Origin of the sequence: Myroides sp. DF42-4-2 (assembly GCF_030326445.1) — a bacterium.
Taxonomy (GTDB): Bacteria; Bacteroidota; Bacteroidia; order Flavobacteriales; family Flavobacteriaceae; genus Flavobacterium.
Window position 1 is genome coordinate 423,417 of the sequence record NZ_JACAKI010000001.1, and the last position, 15,092, is coordinate 438,508.

Sequence of the window (15,092 nt, forward strand, 5' to 3'; positions counted from 1 at the left end):
AAAGAAAAAATGAAAAAAGTATATATATATGCAGCTAGTTTAGTTTTTGCTTTAGCAGCTGCTCAACTACAAGCGCAAGACAGAAAACAACCGGTTTCAGGACCAGTACCAGCGGTACACGTAGGACAACCTACTTCTTTTGTCCTAAAAAATGGATTGAAAGTTTTAGTGGTTCCCAATCATAAATTACCACAAGTATCTTATACCTTAACGATAGATAATCCTTCCATTGTTGAAGGGGAAAAAGCAGGTGTATCCTCTATTTTATCTCAAGTATTAGGGAATCAAACAAAAAAAATGTCCAAAGAACAATTCAATGAAGAAATTGATTTCTTAGGAGCAAATATTCGATTTTTCTCTAGTGGAGCGTTTGCTAGTGGATTGTCTAAATACAATGAAACTATTTTAGGCCTATTAGCCGATGGAGCTTTAAATTCTGTAATTACACAAGAAGAATTCGACAAGGCTAAAGCGCAAGTAATAGAATCTTTAAAAACAAGTGAGAAGAGCGTTTCTGCAGTTGCAAGTCGTGTAGAAGATGCTTTGTTATATGGAAAGAACACTGCGGCAGGAGAATTTGAAACTGAGGCGACCGTATCGAATGTTACGTTAGCAGATGTACAAGCACATTATGAGAAGTATTTCACACCAAATAACGCTTATTTAGTAGTGGTTGGTGATGTAGATTACAAAAAAACAGAAAAGGCAGTTAAATCATTATTCAGCAACTGGAAAAAATCAACTGTCGCTTTTGAAGAAGCAGCTACCAACAAAAATGTAGCGTCAACGCAAATTGATTTTGTCAACATGCCCAATGCGGTACAGTCTGAGATTGCTTTAGTCAATGAGGTAGATTTAAAAATGACCAGTGACGATTATTTTGCTGCAATTTTAGCGAATCAAATCTTAGGCGGAGGTGGTGAAGGACGCTTGTTCTTAAACCTACGCGAAGCACATGGATGGACATATGGTGCGTATTCATCTATTAGTGTTGCGCGTAAATACCCTGGTAAATTCAGAGCGAGTGCATCAGTGCGTAACGTCGTAACGGATAGTGCTGTAACAGAATTTATCAAGGAAATTGAATTGATGCGTACAACCTTAGTAAAGGATGAGGAATTGAAAATGGCTAAAGCCAAATACATCGGGAACTTCGTGATGCAAATTCAAAAACCAGAAACAGTAGCTCGATATGCTTTAAATAAAGAGCTACACAATTTGCCTGCTGATTTTTACGAGAATTACATCAAACGCATTAATGCTGTAACAGCAGCAGATATTCAAAAAGCAGCGCAAAAGTACTTCTTAAATGAGAATATGCGTATTGTAATTGTTGGAAAAGGAGCAGATGTTGTTGCTGGATTAGAAGGATTGAATAAACCGATGTTCTTCTATGACAAAGAAGCAAATGCAGTTGAAAAGCCTGTATTCAAAAAAGAAGTAGCAGCAGGTGTAACCGTAGAAACAGTCTTGGCAGCTTACATTAAGGCTATTGGTGGAGCGGATAAAGTAAAGGCTGTGAAATCACTTTTAATTACTAGCGAGGCTGAAGTACAAGGTATGAAGTTGGAAATGGTAAATAAAGTGAAAGACGGATATTTGTCTTCAGAACAAAAAATGATGGGTACGGTAATGTCTAAGCAGGTGATTACACCAAAAATGGGATATACCATCATTCAAGGTCAAAAAACAGATGTTACAGGAGATGACTTGAAAGAAGCTCAAGCTGAGGCAACGCCATTTGCTGAATTAAAAGTAGATGCAGCGGCAGTATTAACGGGAATTGAATCCATCAATGGAGTAGATGCATACGGAGTAAAAGCAGGTAATACCACAACGTATTACGATACAACTACAGGATTGAAAGTCGCTGCTGTTCAAGAATTGGAGCAAATGGGACAAAAAATGCAACAAGTTGTGAACTATTCAGACTATAAAGAGGTGAATGGAATTAAATTTCCTTTTGTTCAGTCGATGAATGTGGGAATTGAAATTGAAATGAAAGTGAAGGAAATCAAAGTTAACGAAGGAGTTTCGGATGCAGATTTTAAATAATCTTTTTTAAAATTAATTATAATTCTTTTTATGAAGTCGCTATTCTAAATGAATAGCGACTTTTTTTTTGCGTCGACCCTTGTGATTGATTCTCAAAATAAAAAGACTGAATGATAAAGGGAAGAGCATGTACTTTTTTTGTATTTTTGTAGGACAAAAGCATTGTATAAATCAATTAGTTAACAAGGAGAAGATGAAAATAGTAAAGCTAGGATTAGTTGCCTTAGTAGGCGGAATCTTTTTAGTAGGTTGTAAAGGAGAAACAAAGCAAGCTGATGAACAAGCGAAAGAGCAAGTAGAAGCAGTGGGGCAAGTAAGTACAACTGAATCGAATGAAGTAGCAGGTGCGATGGAACAAGCTACATTTCAGGTTGAAGGAATGACATGTGCTTTAGGCTGTGCAAAAATGATTGAGGGTAAGCTAGCGGGATTGCCAGGTGTAAAAGAGGCAGTGGTTGACTTTGACACCAAAACAGCTAAAGTGATCTTTGACGATGCCAAACAAAATGGAGAATCGATTACCAATACGGTTCAAAAAATTGCAAATGGCATTTACAAAGTAGAGAATTTAGAAGTAAAAAACCTTTAATAGGATGCAATAAAAAAAGGCTTTCGGTTGTCGAAGGCCTTTTTTTATGTGGTTTTTATTAGTTGTCTTTTGCAGCTTTCTCCCATTTTAGCGATTCAAGCATTTGTCGCATATCCTGTTGGATATAATGACTAGCAGGAAGAATAGAGTCGAAATTGGGCTTGGCATAAAAGTATAGGGAAGCGACTACGAAGTTCTTGACGCTATCTGTAGCGTAGAACTGTACATTTGTTGCCGCATTTCCTCCAACGTGATAAAACATACCGAAAACTCGGTCTTTTTCATTGAGAAACGGCTGTTCAATAATTTCATCTGCTTTGATGAAGTGTTCGTAAGTTAACTTTTGTGCATCTTTCAATAGAACATCGAGGTTGTTGTCAACCGTTTTATAGTTCATAAAGATGGTCGCTTTCATTTCGGGATAGTGAATTTCAAATGCCGTTGATTTCAATTCTTTGGCTGTAGCATTTTTATTCAGGTCAAAAGTGAAATGATGGTATGAGTTTTCGTAGGTTTTATATTCTTGTTTTGGATAGTTCAGTGCTAAATAAGCATTGGGTTTGGGTGTGGTTTCTTTTTTGCAAGAACCAAGTGCTAGTAGTAATCCTAAAAAGGCAGCGCTGTATCGCGCGGATGTTTTGTGAAACATAGGGTTTATTTACTTATCCGATTAAAAAGGCAAATTGTCATCGTTGTTTTCTCCCGGAATGGAGAAGTTGTCGATTGCCTTTTTGCGTTCAATTTCTTCTGGTGTAACGGTTCTGTTGCTGTCTTTTTTAGTGTCAAGAAACATGAATTCTGTTACGATAATTTCTACAATTTGCTTTTGTATTCCTTCTTCTGATGTCCATTGTCTAGTTCGTATTCTTCCTTCTATATAAATGCGATCCCCTTTGGTAAGGTATTTTTCACATACTTCTGCTTGTTTATTTCGAACTACAATGTTGTGCCATTCCGTAGAGTTAATGCGTTCATTGGTTGTTTTATTGAAGTAAACTTCGTTGGTTGCCAAAGGAAAACGCCCAATGCAATTTCCATTCTCAAAATAGTGTATTTTGACATTTTCGCCTAGGTGACCAATGAGGATAACTTTGTTTAGTGTGCCATTCATAAGTGCAAAAATTATACGGTTAAGGATTGAATAAAGTTATGAATTACAATCGGAAAACCAAATTTATTTAATTCACCCCAACGAACAGTATTCCCAGTGAGTGTTGGTGTTTTCACCAACCAAAAGTGAAGGTGTAATTTTTGATGCGACAATTGGTGAATAATCACCTCTGAATTGAGGCATTCCAGTTGGGTTACGGTATAGTTGGAATAGTGTTGTTGCAAGTGTGTTTCTATATTAGCAGGTGTATTTTCGAAGCGATCAACTAGGGGGAATTGGTATAGGTTCTGCCAAATATCCTTTTGTGTGCGTTGTTCTAGTAGGGTGTTACCTGCGTCGTCTATAAAAACAAGGAAGTCCATATATCGGTTCTTTACCTTGGTTTTATTGAGTTTTACAGGGAGTTTATCCACTTGATTGGTCTGATAGGCAACGCAGGTGGAAATGAAGGGGCAAGGGGAGCAATCCGTGCCTTTTGGGGTACATTGTAAGGCGCCAAAATCCATGATGGCCTGGTTGAATGTAGCAGGTTGTTCTTGGGATATTAAACTAGCGGCAAGCTGCTGAAATTCTTTTTTTGTTCTTTGAGTAGATATATCAGATGTAATTCCGTAAATTCGTGCGAGAACTCGAAAAACATTCCCATCGACTACAGGAACGACTTCGTCATATGCAATAGAGGCAATTGCGGCAGCAGTATAGTCGCCAACGCCTTTTAATGTGAGAAGCTCTTTATAAGTTGTAGGGAATTGACCATCAAGTTCAAAGGCGACTTTTTTAGCTGTTGCATGTAAATTTCGCGCGCGGCTATAGTAACCTAAGCCTTGCCAAAGCAGTAAAACATCGTCTTCTTGTGCATTTGCCAGATCAAAAACAGTAGGATAAGACCGTTTAAATGCCTCAAAATAGGGTAATCCCTGTGCTACACGCGTCTGTTGGAGAATAATTTCTGATAGCCAAATGGAATAGGGATCTTTTGTTTCACGCCAAGGTAAAAAACGTTTGTTGTCTAAGTACCAAGCTATTAGTTTGTTAGAGAAAATCATGTTTAAAAAGTGTCTGGCGCAAAAATAAACGATATATAATTAAATTTTAATCGATTAAGATTGAATTATTGGATTATAAATTAATATATTTGCACACTCTAAAAAAAACGGACAACAACAAATATAATTAATATCTAAAATGACTAAAGCGGACATTGTAGCTAAAATTTCAGAGAAATTAGGGCTTGAGAAAGGTGACGTTCAAGCGACAGTAGAATCTTTTATGGATGAAGTAAAAGCGTCGTTAGAAACAGGTGAAAATGTGTATTTAAGAGGTTTTGGAAGTTTTATCATCAAAACAAGAGCTGAGAAAACTGGAAGAAACATTTCAAAAAACACAACGATTAGAATTCCAGCTCACAACATTCCTGCATTTAAACCAGCTAAAGTGTTTGTAGAAGGTGTAAAATCAAACACAGAAGTAAAAGTAAAATAATTTATTAATCTCTAAATTACACACATTATGCCAAGTGGTAAAAAAAGAAAAAGACATAAGGTAGCAACGCATAAGCGTAAAAAAAGAGCGAGAGCTAACCGTCACAAAAAGAAAAAGTAGTTTAATACTACTTTTTTCTTTTTCTAAGAAAGTTTAAAATACGTTCATTGATAACTATCTTATCAAGTTGAAGAAGGAATAAACAAGTGTCTACTTGTTTTTTAAAATAATGTTTAATCCATCTATACAAACTCATTTTGTTTTGAAAGGATTCTCCAAAAAAACAAAACAGTGTAATGAATGAGTATGGATAAAAATGTACAGTGTGAATAAAGAGCTAATTATTAGGTCGAATTCTGATACAGTAGATTTTGCCTTATTAAAAGATGGAAAACTAATTGAACTACATAGAGAGCGTGAAGCTGATGAAGGAAATGGTTTTCAAGTAGGGGATATTTTTATCGCTAAAATTAGAAAACCCGTTCCCGGATTGAATGCTGCGTTCGTACACGTAGGTTTTGAAAAAGATGCGTTCTTGCACTATCACGACCTTGGTCCGAACTTAAAAACGCTACTAAAGTTCACTAAACTTGTAAGTGGAGGTAAATTAAAAGATTACGCCTTAGAAAACTTTGTTTTTGAAGATGAAATAGATAAGGATGGTGCCATTACTGATGTACTAAGTGCCAATCAATCTTTATTAGTTCAGATTGTAAAAGAACCTATTTCAACAAAAGGACCTCGTATTAGTTCAGAATTGTCCATTGCAGGTCGATACGTCGTACTTGTACCTTTTTCCAATCGCATTTCAATTTCGCAAAAAATTGAATCTAAAGAGGAAAAAGATAGACTAAAAAAATTAGTGCAATCCATCAAACCCAAAGGTTTTGGAGTAATCGTACGCACAGTTGCCGAGGGCATGAAAGTCAGTGAAATCGACAAAGATTTACGCAACTTAATGGCCAAGTGGAACAATATGTGCAAAAAGTTAACAACCGCACATCATCCCTCTAAAGTATTGGGAGAAGTTAATAAAGCTTCCTCCATTCTTCGAGATGTTTTTAATGATACTTTTACTGGTATTATTACTGATGATGAGGATCTGTATTACCAAACCAAGGACTATCTACAAGAAATTGCACCGACTAAGGTGTCGATTGTAAAACATTACCAATCGAGAGAAGTTCCAATTTTTGAAAAATACAGCATTGAACGCCAAATAAAGACCTCTTTTGGTAAAACCGTTTCTATGAGCAAAGGTGCTTATTTAATCATAGAACACACGGAGGCGTTGCATGTCATTGACGTGAATAGCGGGAATCGTTCAAACAAAGCACAATCTCAGGAAGACACTGCTCTTGAAGTTAACTTAATTGCCGCTGCAGAAATTGCACGTCAGTTGAGATTGAGAGATATGGGCGGAATCATTGTGGTTGATTTTATTGATATGGGCAACCCAGAAAATAGAAAGACCCTTTATGATTTCTTGAAAGAGGAAATGAGCGATGACAAAGCCAAACACAAAATTTTACCACCTAGTAAATTTGGATTGATTCAAATCACGAGACAACGCGTTCGTCCAGAAGTGTCGATCGAGACTCGAGAAGAGGATCCCAACGAGCATGGTGAGATTGAAGCTCCAATTTTAGTTATTGACAAAATTAGAGCCCACATCGAAAATATTATTGCAAGAGATCCATCTTGCAAAATTATCTTGAATACACACCCTTTTGTGGCAGCTTATCTGACCAAAGGATTACCCTCCTTGCGCATGAAGTGGTGGATGGAGTTCAAGAAATGGATCAAGATTGTACCGCGTGACGCTTACACGTATTTAGAATACCATTTCTTTGATGATAAAGGAAAGGAAATATCAGAATAACGAAAAACCCAAAACGGCATCCGTTTTGGGTTTTTTGTTAGTCTTGCTGCTCCAGATAGAACTCAATTGTCTGGGTATGGCCTTGCTCATCGGCAATGGTCAGGTAATTAACCCCCAATTTACCGTGAATGGCTGTTTCGTGAAATTGGCTTGTTGTACCAATGTATTGTTCGTTTAAATACCAAAACAACGCTTTATTGGCGCTACTCGCACTCGCTTTGGCAATAAAGGGTTGTACTTCAGAGTAGAAGTTTTTGGTCAGGTAAATGTGGTCCCCGTGTTTGGGGTATATAAACTCAATCTTTTTTAACTGATCTTGGGTGATACAATCCCCTCTAAAAGGCGGTAAGTCTTGGTAATCACTATGTGATTTTCTGTAGAAATACGCCATCGTTGGCGGTAGAATAAACCATGGTGTAGGGCGGATTTGTTCGATGTCTTCACACTGACTGTTGACTTGATACTGCAAGGAAGCGTCCAAGTGCACGAGTTTGTGATAGGGACATAGTGCGGTTTTCTTTGCCCGATACGGAATAAGGTTCATTTTGGTTTGAGGACAAGTAGGACCTGCAAGATAACCCGAGGATGTACAAACGGCTACTTCTTCTAAGTCGTTCAAAGGAATGGGCATTTCTTTTTGCTTGGGCAATAGCTTGAATAGATCAAATAGAATGGGGCCTGCCATGCGAACCCCACTAATGGAAGGTCGTCCTTCGCCTGTGGCATTTCCCACCCAAACACTGACAACGTATTTTTTGTTGACCCCAATGGCCCAAGCATCGCGTCCGCCAAAACTCGTACCCGTTTTCCACGCGATTTTAAGGGCTGAGTCGTAATATTGCCAGGCTTCATCACCTTCGGGTCGATTTACTTTAGTTAGGGCTTCAAATGTATTGTAAATGGCTCCTGCACCCCAAATCGTTTTCTCCTTAGATGTTTCTCCAAAGGATGAAGCAATCCCCGCTTTCCAATTGAGCTCTTGCATTTCTTCGGTGCGATACGCCTGTTCTTTATTGTAGTAATGGACTGTGCCCACCAGGCCTGCATAGGCTCTTGTCAATTGCCATAAACTGCTTTCCGCTCCTCCTAAGATAAGCGATAAACCATAGTGATCGGGGTATTTATTGATAGAACTCAGTTTGAGTTGTTGTAAATTGTCGTAAAAGCGATACACACCATATTGTTGTAACAGTAAGACAAAAGGAATGTTTAAAGAACGCGACAGCGCTTCATTGGCCGTCACGGCTCCTTCATAGCTATTGGAGAAATTCGCAGGTTTATAACCGGAGATTACAACGGGAATATCAGCGACCAATTGATTCGGTAAAAGGGATGCATCATCGAGCATTGCCGCATATAAAAATGGCTTTAGAATACTACCCGTACTTCGGGACGCTTGAATAATATCTACATCCTTTTGATGGGCGACGGTAGTAGGTGAATTTCCAATATAGGCAATGACATCGCGATTTTCTACATCGACAATTAGCGCGGCTATATTGTAAACCTCGGCTTGTTTGTAGTGTAAATAGTAGTTCTCCACAATAGCATTGGCACGTTGTTGTACAGCATAATCCACAGTGGTTGTCAAGCGCTCTTCTTTGTTTGTCTTTGCAATATACTGCAGCAGGTGAGGAGCAATTTGTGGCAGTTCATGTGGTTTTTGGGGTAAAGGTTCTGAAAGGGCCAACGCATAGGTACTTTGGTCAATACGTCCCCTGTCTAGTAGTTTTTTCAGTAGAGCATTGCGCTTTTGAAGTAAGAGTTCTTGGTTTTTACCTGGATAGATTAAACGAGGTGCATTGGGCAATACTGCTAAAGTTGCACATTCAGCCCAGGAGAGTTGCTCTGGCGAAGTTCCGAAATAGCGCCATGCTGCAACATCGAGTCCCACCACATTACCCCCAAAAGGAGCATGGGATGCATAGAGACTTACAATTGATTTTTTACTGTACTTAAATTCCAATCGAGTTGCTTGAATCAGCTCTATTATTTTTTCAAAATAGGTGCGTTTTTTTCCATCTCTCGCTAATCGAATGGTTTGTTGGGTTAAGGTACTTCCGCCTCGTTTTACTTTTTTAGCCGATAAATTTGACGCAAATGCCTTGACAATGGAAACGGGATTAAATCCCCAATGGTATTGGAAATATTCGTCTTCATATGCAATGATGCACGTTTCGAATTTTTCTGGTACTTGTTCCATAGCGGGAAATCGCCATTGACCATCACTTGCAATTTGTGCCGCTAGTAACTGGTGATCCTTACTTTCAATTACGGTTGAATAGGGTTTTTCAAATAGGGTTTGAGGCAAACAAAAATAATAGGCAATCAAGGCGATCCCTATCAAAATAGAGCCTACTTTCTTTTTCGTGCTCCACGTCCGCCATTTTACATTGGGTCTGACTTTCATATAAAGCAATACAGGGATATGGTTATCCCTGTATTTTGTATTGATTTAGAATTCCGTTATTTAATTACTTCCACCCATTGGCCGATGGTACGACAGCGATAAGCATTGTCATACATTGCATTGGCTTGTACCCCTGGTAAGTAGTAGTTTCCTAAGTAGGAAGCGTTTAGGGTTACGCGTAGGGTTTTGCTTGTATTGGCGTTTAACGTAAAGTAGAACATGGTGCGATCATCGCGAATATCCGTATAGTCTACTTGGTTTTGCGCGCCCCCTGCATCAGTATAGCGCAAGTTTACAATCTCCCAACCCGAAGGAACAATATGTGTTAATGCAACGTTTTCAATACTTCGGTTGCTAGTGTTTGAGATGACAATATCACATACAAATTCAGTTCCTTGTTGTAAACTACTTGGATTTATTGCTACACCATTGGTTGAGCGATAGTTTGTTCGGATTGTCAAGTTGCTTTGATCTGCTTGTTCTTCTCCCACAGGTAAAATTCCACTGGAAGTCAAACGCGCATAAAGGGTAGCTTTACTCTTATTTTGGACCATCAAAGTATTGTTCGACTTGATGTTCTTTAGTTCTGTACTCACCATAGCTTTGGTTGTATTAACCTTAGCCTCTTGTCCGTTGTATGCGTACAACGTATTGATTCCATCACTTGGTTTATGCACGTTGACATAGCTAGCTATTGCGTTTAAGGCATAGGCTGTTGTTTGCGTACTCATCCATTGGGATGAACCTAGTTTATTGGCTAGCTCGATGGCATATTCATGTGTTTTCACTTTGTTCGCTCCGCTGTTCATCATCGTTTCTAAAACCATAGCTAAATTGCGTTCATAAGAGCCATAGTACGAATATCCTGAAATTTCATCCAAGGAAAGGTTGGCAATTAATTTTTGAGCGGCTTCTTTTTGTCCTGCAAGCGCATAGGCTGCTGCGAGACGGAATTTAGCATTTGTAGAAATACCTTGAGTCTCTCTTAATCGGTTCATGGAAGCAACGTCCGCTTGTCCGGCTAGGGCCAAGGTATACAAGCGATATGCCTGAGCAAAATCAGAACTATAGCGTTTGTCGTACTTCCATTGACGGGCCATTTTTTGTTGGTATGCGATCCAGTTTGCTTTGCTATTCACCGGTAGTACATATCCTTTTTTCTCTGCTTCAAGATAGAAGTGGCCTACATAGGAAGTTGCCCAATCGTCGGCATAGCTGTTCCCTGGCCAATACGCAAATCCTCCGTCGGAGAACTGACGTTGTGCCAAGCGTTGAATCCCTTCGTTTACATTGCGTTGGATGCTTTGTTTTTTGCTGTCATCCAATGTGATTAGCTCAGCGAGGTAAAGCTGCGGAAACACACCAGAGGTAATTTGTTCTGTACAACCATGAGGGAAGGTAATCAAGTAATTGAGACGGGTGGTCAAATTGATGTTCGGGAAGGTCGAAAGCTCTAAAGTAGCTTTGTTACTTCCTGCAATGCCAAAAGGAACCCAATCTAAGTTTTCTTGACCTTGTGGATCAACGGTTACTATTTGTGTACGCGTAGTCACTGGGTTTGGATTGAGTACATCCAATTCAATGCTATACGTGGCTTTTTCTTTTCCTGAAGTAGCTTCAATATCAATTGTTGAAATTCCCGTTTTGTTGCCTACTTCTAGTTCAAAATACGCAATTTTATCATCGGGTTCACTAAAGGTTACTTGTTGTGTAGACGAGCCGCTAATTTTAAATTTATCATCTGTTTTAACGGAAACTTTGACGTTTTTCACGTGGTTTTCCATGGCGAAAACCGTAACAGGTAAGGTGATTTTCTCTCCAGGAACTGCGCGTCGTGGCAACGAACCTAAGATCATTAATGGGTTGTTTACTTTAACGGTTTTATCCGCATGACCATAGGCTCTGTGTTCCGTGTTAGAAGCGACGATCATCGTGCGAACAGAACCGATGTATTTCGGCAATTTGATTTCGTGTGAAGCTGTTTTGCCCTTTTCTAAGGTATACGGACCAGAAAAGATAACAACAGGCTTAAAGCGATTGGCTTTTTTGACTTGCCCTGCGCCTAAATCTTCATCCCCACCAATACTGAATACTTGATTAATAGTTCCACCATAAGCTCCAATGATGTAGTCAAACACATCCCATGTGCGAACACCAAGTGCGGACTTACTATAGAAATTTTGCCATGGAGCCGGGGTTTTAAAACGCGTAAGATCCAATAATCCATCCTCGACAATAGCTACCGTATACGTCATTTTGTTTCCATTTTTCTCCTTGACTTTTAAGGTGAATTTCTCTTCTGGACGCAATTTTTCTGGCATGATTATCTCAGGCTCTAATTTAGTCTTCTTGTTGTATACGCTGATTGGCGCAATTCCATATAGACGAATTGGCGAATTGTTAATTGTATAGGCATGTGGCTGAATCAAGGTAATGTTGATATAGGCATTCGGAGCCATAGCCGCCGTTGCAGGTAATTCAAATGTCGTTTCGCCTTGTTTGGTTTGTACCCAATGCGTAGATAATACACTGCTGCCACTTTCTACAGAAACCAAGGCTCTTCCTCCTTCACTTGAAGGGAAAGACAATTTGATCTTTTCGTCAACAGTATATTCTTTTTTATCCGTAGCAATTGACAGGGCAATTGCTTCTTTTCCTTCTCTGTGTTTGGTTTTGGCAGACCAATACGGCCAATCGACATACACTTGTTGGGATGTGATATGTCCACTGTTGAGGTTGGTAATAACTACCTCGTAGTTCCCCCAATCTTGTTCAGGGATCTTTAATTCGAATTTAGTAGCGCCAGTTGAAGAGGTCGTCAGTTGATCTGTACTATAAAGGCTGTAATAGTCCGAAGCGTTGTAATTGGATACGCCATACTCGTTCGAACTCCACCACCAGTATCCCTTTTTGCGGTATACATCTACGCGTACGTTTTGCCCTAATGCTTTACCGTCACTAGTTACAGTTACAATAGAAAAGGCCAACGGTTTATCCGTTTCATAATACCCGTATTTATTAGCTTCAGGAGCCTTGATTCCTACATAACTCGCATAAGGAGAGTAGGTAAGAGTTGAAACATCTGTCGATACATCACCGCCGTTTTCATATACTTTGGTCGTTAAAATTGCTTTTAACATAGCGGAATTCTCAACAGTGTTCTTTAAGTTAAGCGAAAACGAGAATGTTCCGCTTTCACTTGTTCTACCCGAATACACATTGATATCTTCTGTTGCATAGGAAGATAAGCTGTTGTTAAATCGGTAATTCGGATAGGTTTTAAAGGTCGTTTGTTCAGGTAATAATTTTATTTGTACCTCGGCTTTTAAATTTTTAGCCGTACTTCCTTGTAGCCATTCTACTGTATAGTCGATTTTCTTGTTATAGTCATCAGAAGCGATAGTTTTCCCTTCTGCATTGTTTTTTATTTTTAAGCGATTAGGCTTAATTGTTTCTACTTTAATGCGCTTGTGAAATTTTGCGCCTCCTACTTGGACAATCGCCTCCCAGTTTCCTGTTGGAGCTTCTGTATCTGTTTTTACTTTAAACGCATAGTGGTTGGCAACATTTTTCTTTTGCACGATTTGTTCGGTTACTTTTCCAAAAGGATCAGATAGCGTCAATTTAATCGGGTGATTATCTGGTAAAGGGTTGGCAATATCATCGAGGATAAATCCGATGTGAATATCGTCGCCAGGACGCCATACGCCGCGTTCTGTATAGACATAACCGTTCATTCCCTTTTGTAAGGTTGTGCCGTCCACATCGTAATTACTTACTGAAAGCGCATTGGCCTGATCGATTTTGATGTAAGTGGTATTGTTGTCTTGTTTTGCCAGAGCAAAAGAAGCTTTGGCTTTGCCGAGATTTACTTTGGCAATTCCATCACCGTCAGTTTTTGCTGTCGCTAACAATTGTTGTTGATAGCTATAAAATTCAACCGTTGCTCCATTGACAGGTGCTGTAGTTAAAATATTCGTTACAATCGCTGTGTAAACATTGTCGTTTCCACCTTTGACGATTATACCTAAATCACTTGCCAATACGTTAGCGCTTGGCATTTGTGTATAGTAATAGTAAGCGTCAGAACATGGATCTTCGCGTTCTTCCCATGGGTAATAGCGGTAGTAGTACTCGTATTCGTCCTCCTCTGATTCTAAATCCTCCTCCACTTCAAAGTCTATTTCTTCCGCTGTCTCTTGTGTACAGTTGAGTGCATAGGCTTTTTTGAAAGAGAATTTTACGTGGTAAATAGCTCCTGGATCTGGTTTAATTAAAGTAGATAAATCCAAAGCATAGGCATTCCATCTCAAGAGCGCTTTTGGATCTGGATTGGTCAATTCGATCGTTGTTTTTGCAATGGGTGCTGCAACGCTATAAAGAGAGTAGGAACCATCCAAGTTGTTGGATTGTAAAAACTGCAAAATATTGTTTTGGAATACTTTATACACTTTTACGTCCACAGCCCTTAGCGAGGTGGCTTTAAAGTTGATTTTCAAATTTTCCGAAGAGGGTAAAATAGTTCCGTTTTGAAGTAATTGTACTTCGGGTTTCGGAACAGCAAAGCTGATGGGTTGCGTGTGAATTGCATTCAATCGGTTGCCATAGCTATCTGCAATTCCCTCTTGAACGATTAGAATGGCTTCCTCTGGCAGCGCCTTTTCACTGTATACTTTGATTAGATTTCCCTCGATTAAAAAAGTCAGGGCTAAGCTTTCATAACCCTGTAAGCGGATTAATCCTTCTACACTTTGATTCTTTTTAACGGGATTCGTGAAGTTAATTGCAAACGAGTGATTATCTCCAAGTGTTGTTAATACTTGGTGAACCTCAAAAACATCTTGGGCTGGGATATCAAAGGTTTGCGTTGTTTTTTGCTCCAATTGCAGGGGCTTAGCATCAAGAGTTAATGTTAATTCCGAAGCTTCTTTGTGGCGTTTTATCCCTCGAATACTGAAGGGAAATTCTTTTGTCTCTTGGATATCTGCTGTTTGAAAAGAAAGTTCGAGTCCTTGTTTGCCTTGTTGTGCTTTCGCTATCTTTTTGATCGTTTCTGTACTGGCCCAATCGCTGGATTTAATCACTCCGTGTAGGACGTAATTGTCTTTGTCGACGGATTGTAAATCAGTAAACTCAGTTGTGAATTGCTGAGGTACAGTATGTACCAAAAAAGAAAACGTTTGTTGGGCATCTTCCACGGGAGTTAGCTTACCCAAGTGGAAGTTAATGTGGTATTTCTGGTCTTGTTTCAGGCGCTCTGCTGGTTCAAAACGCAAGGTTTGATTGGCTAAATAATGCAATTTCCCTTTTACAGCAGGTGAAATGGTAAATAATTTAGCATCGACTTCTTGTTGATCTTGCCATTCACCCCAATTTTTGGTTAGGGCAATGTCGATCGGTGATTTGGATGAAATCATCCCTGTTGTGAAGGCCGTGATATACTCGCTAAAATCCTTGGGATCTGAAAGCGGAAAGTCTTGGGCATCCTCTTTTTTACAAGCCTGTAAGAAGGCTAATAGCAGACACAGGGCCGTTAGTACAATTTTTTTATTCATAGCTTTTT

General features: G+C 39.2%; 9 protein-coding genes. 4 read left to right on the plus strand and 5 right to left on the minus strand.

Features of this window, described 5'->3' with window-relative positions; all coding sequences use genetic code 11:
- Positions 1 to 9 precede the first annotated feature (9 nt).
- Positions 10 to 2,055 carry a M16 family metallopeptidase gene (locus HX062_RS01895; protein WP_286466171.1) on the plus strand — a complete coding sequence of 682 codons (2,046 nt, stop codon included), beginning with the start codon at positions 10 to 12 and terminating at the stop codon, positions 2,053 to 2,055.
- Positions 2,056 to 2,248: 193 nt separating this feature from the next.
- Positions 2,249 to 2,644 (plus strand): heavy-metal-associated domain-containing protein, encoded by a 396-nt coding sequence (locus HX062_RS01900; protein WP_286466173.1) that lies wholly within the window; start codon positions 2,249 to 2,251, stop codon positions 2,642 to 2,644.
- 58 nt (positions 2,645 to 2,702) lie between these two features.
- Here HX062_RS01900 and gldD read toward each other — a convergent pair whose 3' ends face one another.
- The 3 genes from gldD to mutY are packed head-to-tail and all read right to left on the minus strand — an operon-like array spanning position 2,703 to position 4,801.
- Positions 2,703 to 3,293: a gliding motility lipoprotein GldD gene (gldD, locus tag HX062_RS01905; protein WP_286466174.1), complete on the minus strand. Its 591-nt coding sequence runs from the start codon at positions 3,291 to 3,293 to the stop codon at positions 2,703 to 2,705.
- A 21-nt stretch (positions 3,294 to 3,314) separates the two neighbouring features.
- Positions 3,315 to 3,755: a single-stranded DNA-binding protein gene (locus HX062_RS01910; protein WP_182625516.1), complete on the minus strand. Its 441-nt coding sequence runs from the start codon at positions 3,753 to 3,755 to the stop codon at positions 3,315 to 3,317.
- An 11-nt stretch (positions 3,756 to 3,766) separates the two neighbouring features.
- On the minus strand, positions 3,767 to 4,801 hold the full coding sequence (gene mutY / locus HX062_RS01915; RefSeq protein WP_286466178.1) for an A/G-specific adenine glycosylase: 1,035 nt from the start codon (positions 4,799 to 4,801) through the stop codon (positions 3,767 to 3,769).
- A gap of 139 nt (positions 4,802 to 4,940) precedes the next feature.
- Here mutY and HX062_RS01920 point away from each other — a divergent pair, with 139 nt between their 5' ends.
- Positions 4,941 to 5,237, plus strand: a complete 297-nt coding sequence (locus tag HX062_RS01920; protein WP_002989807.1) for an HU family DNA-binding protein — start codon at positions 4,941 to 4,943, stop codon at positions 5,235 to 5,237.
- Positions 5,238 to 5,562: 325 nt separating this feature from the next.
- Positions 5,563 to 7,119 (plus strand): Rne/Rng family ribonuclease, encoded by a 1,557-nt coding sequence (locus tag HX062_RS01925; RefSeq protein WP_182625518.1) that lies wholly within the window; start codon positions 5,563 to 5,565, stop codon positions 7,117 to 7,119.
- A gap of 37 nt (positions 7,120 to 7,156) precedes the next feature.
- Here the strand turns inward: HX062_RS01925 and pbpC are convergent, their stop codons facing one another.
- Together pbpC and HX062_RS01935 are read right to left on the minus strand one after the other, a co-directional pair.
- Complete coding sequence (pbpC, locus tag HX062_RS01930; RefSeq protein ID WP_286466179.1) at positions 7,157 to 9,529, minus strand: penicillin-binding protein 1C; 2,373 nt, start codon at positions 9,527 to 9,529, stop codon at positions 7,157 to 7,159.
- A 56-nt stretch (positions 9,530 to 9,585) separates the two neighbouring features.
- Positions 9,586 to 15,084 (minus strand): alpha-2-macroglobulin family protein, encoded by a 5,499-nt coding sequence (locus HX062_RS01935; RefSeq protein ID WP_286466180.1) that lies wholly within the window; start codon positions 15,082 to 15,084, stop codon positions 9,586 to 9,588.
- Positions 15,085 to 15,092 lie beyond the last annotated feature (8 nt).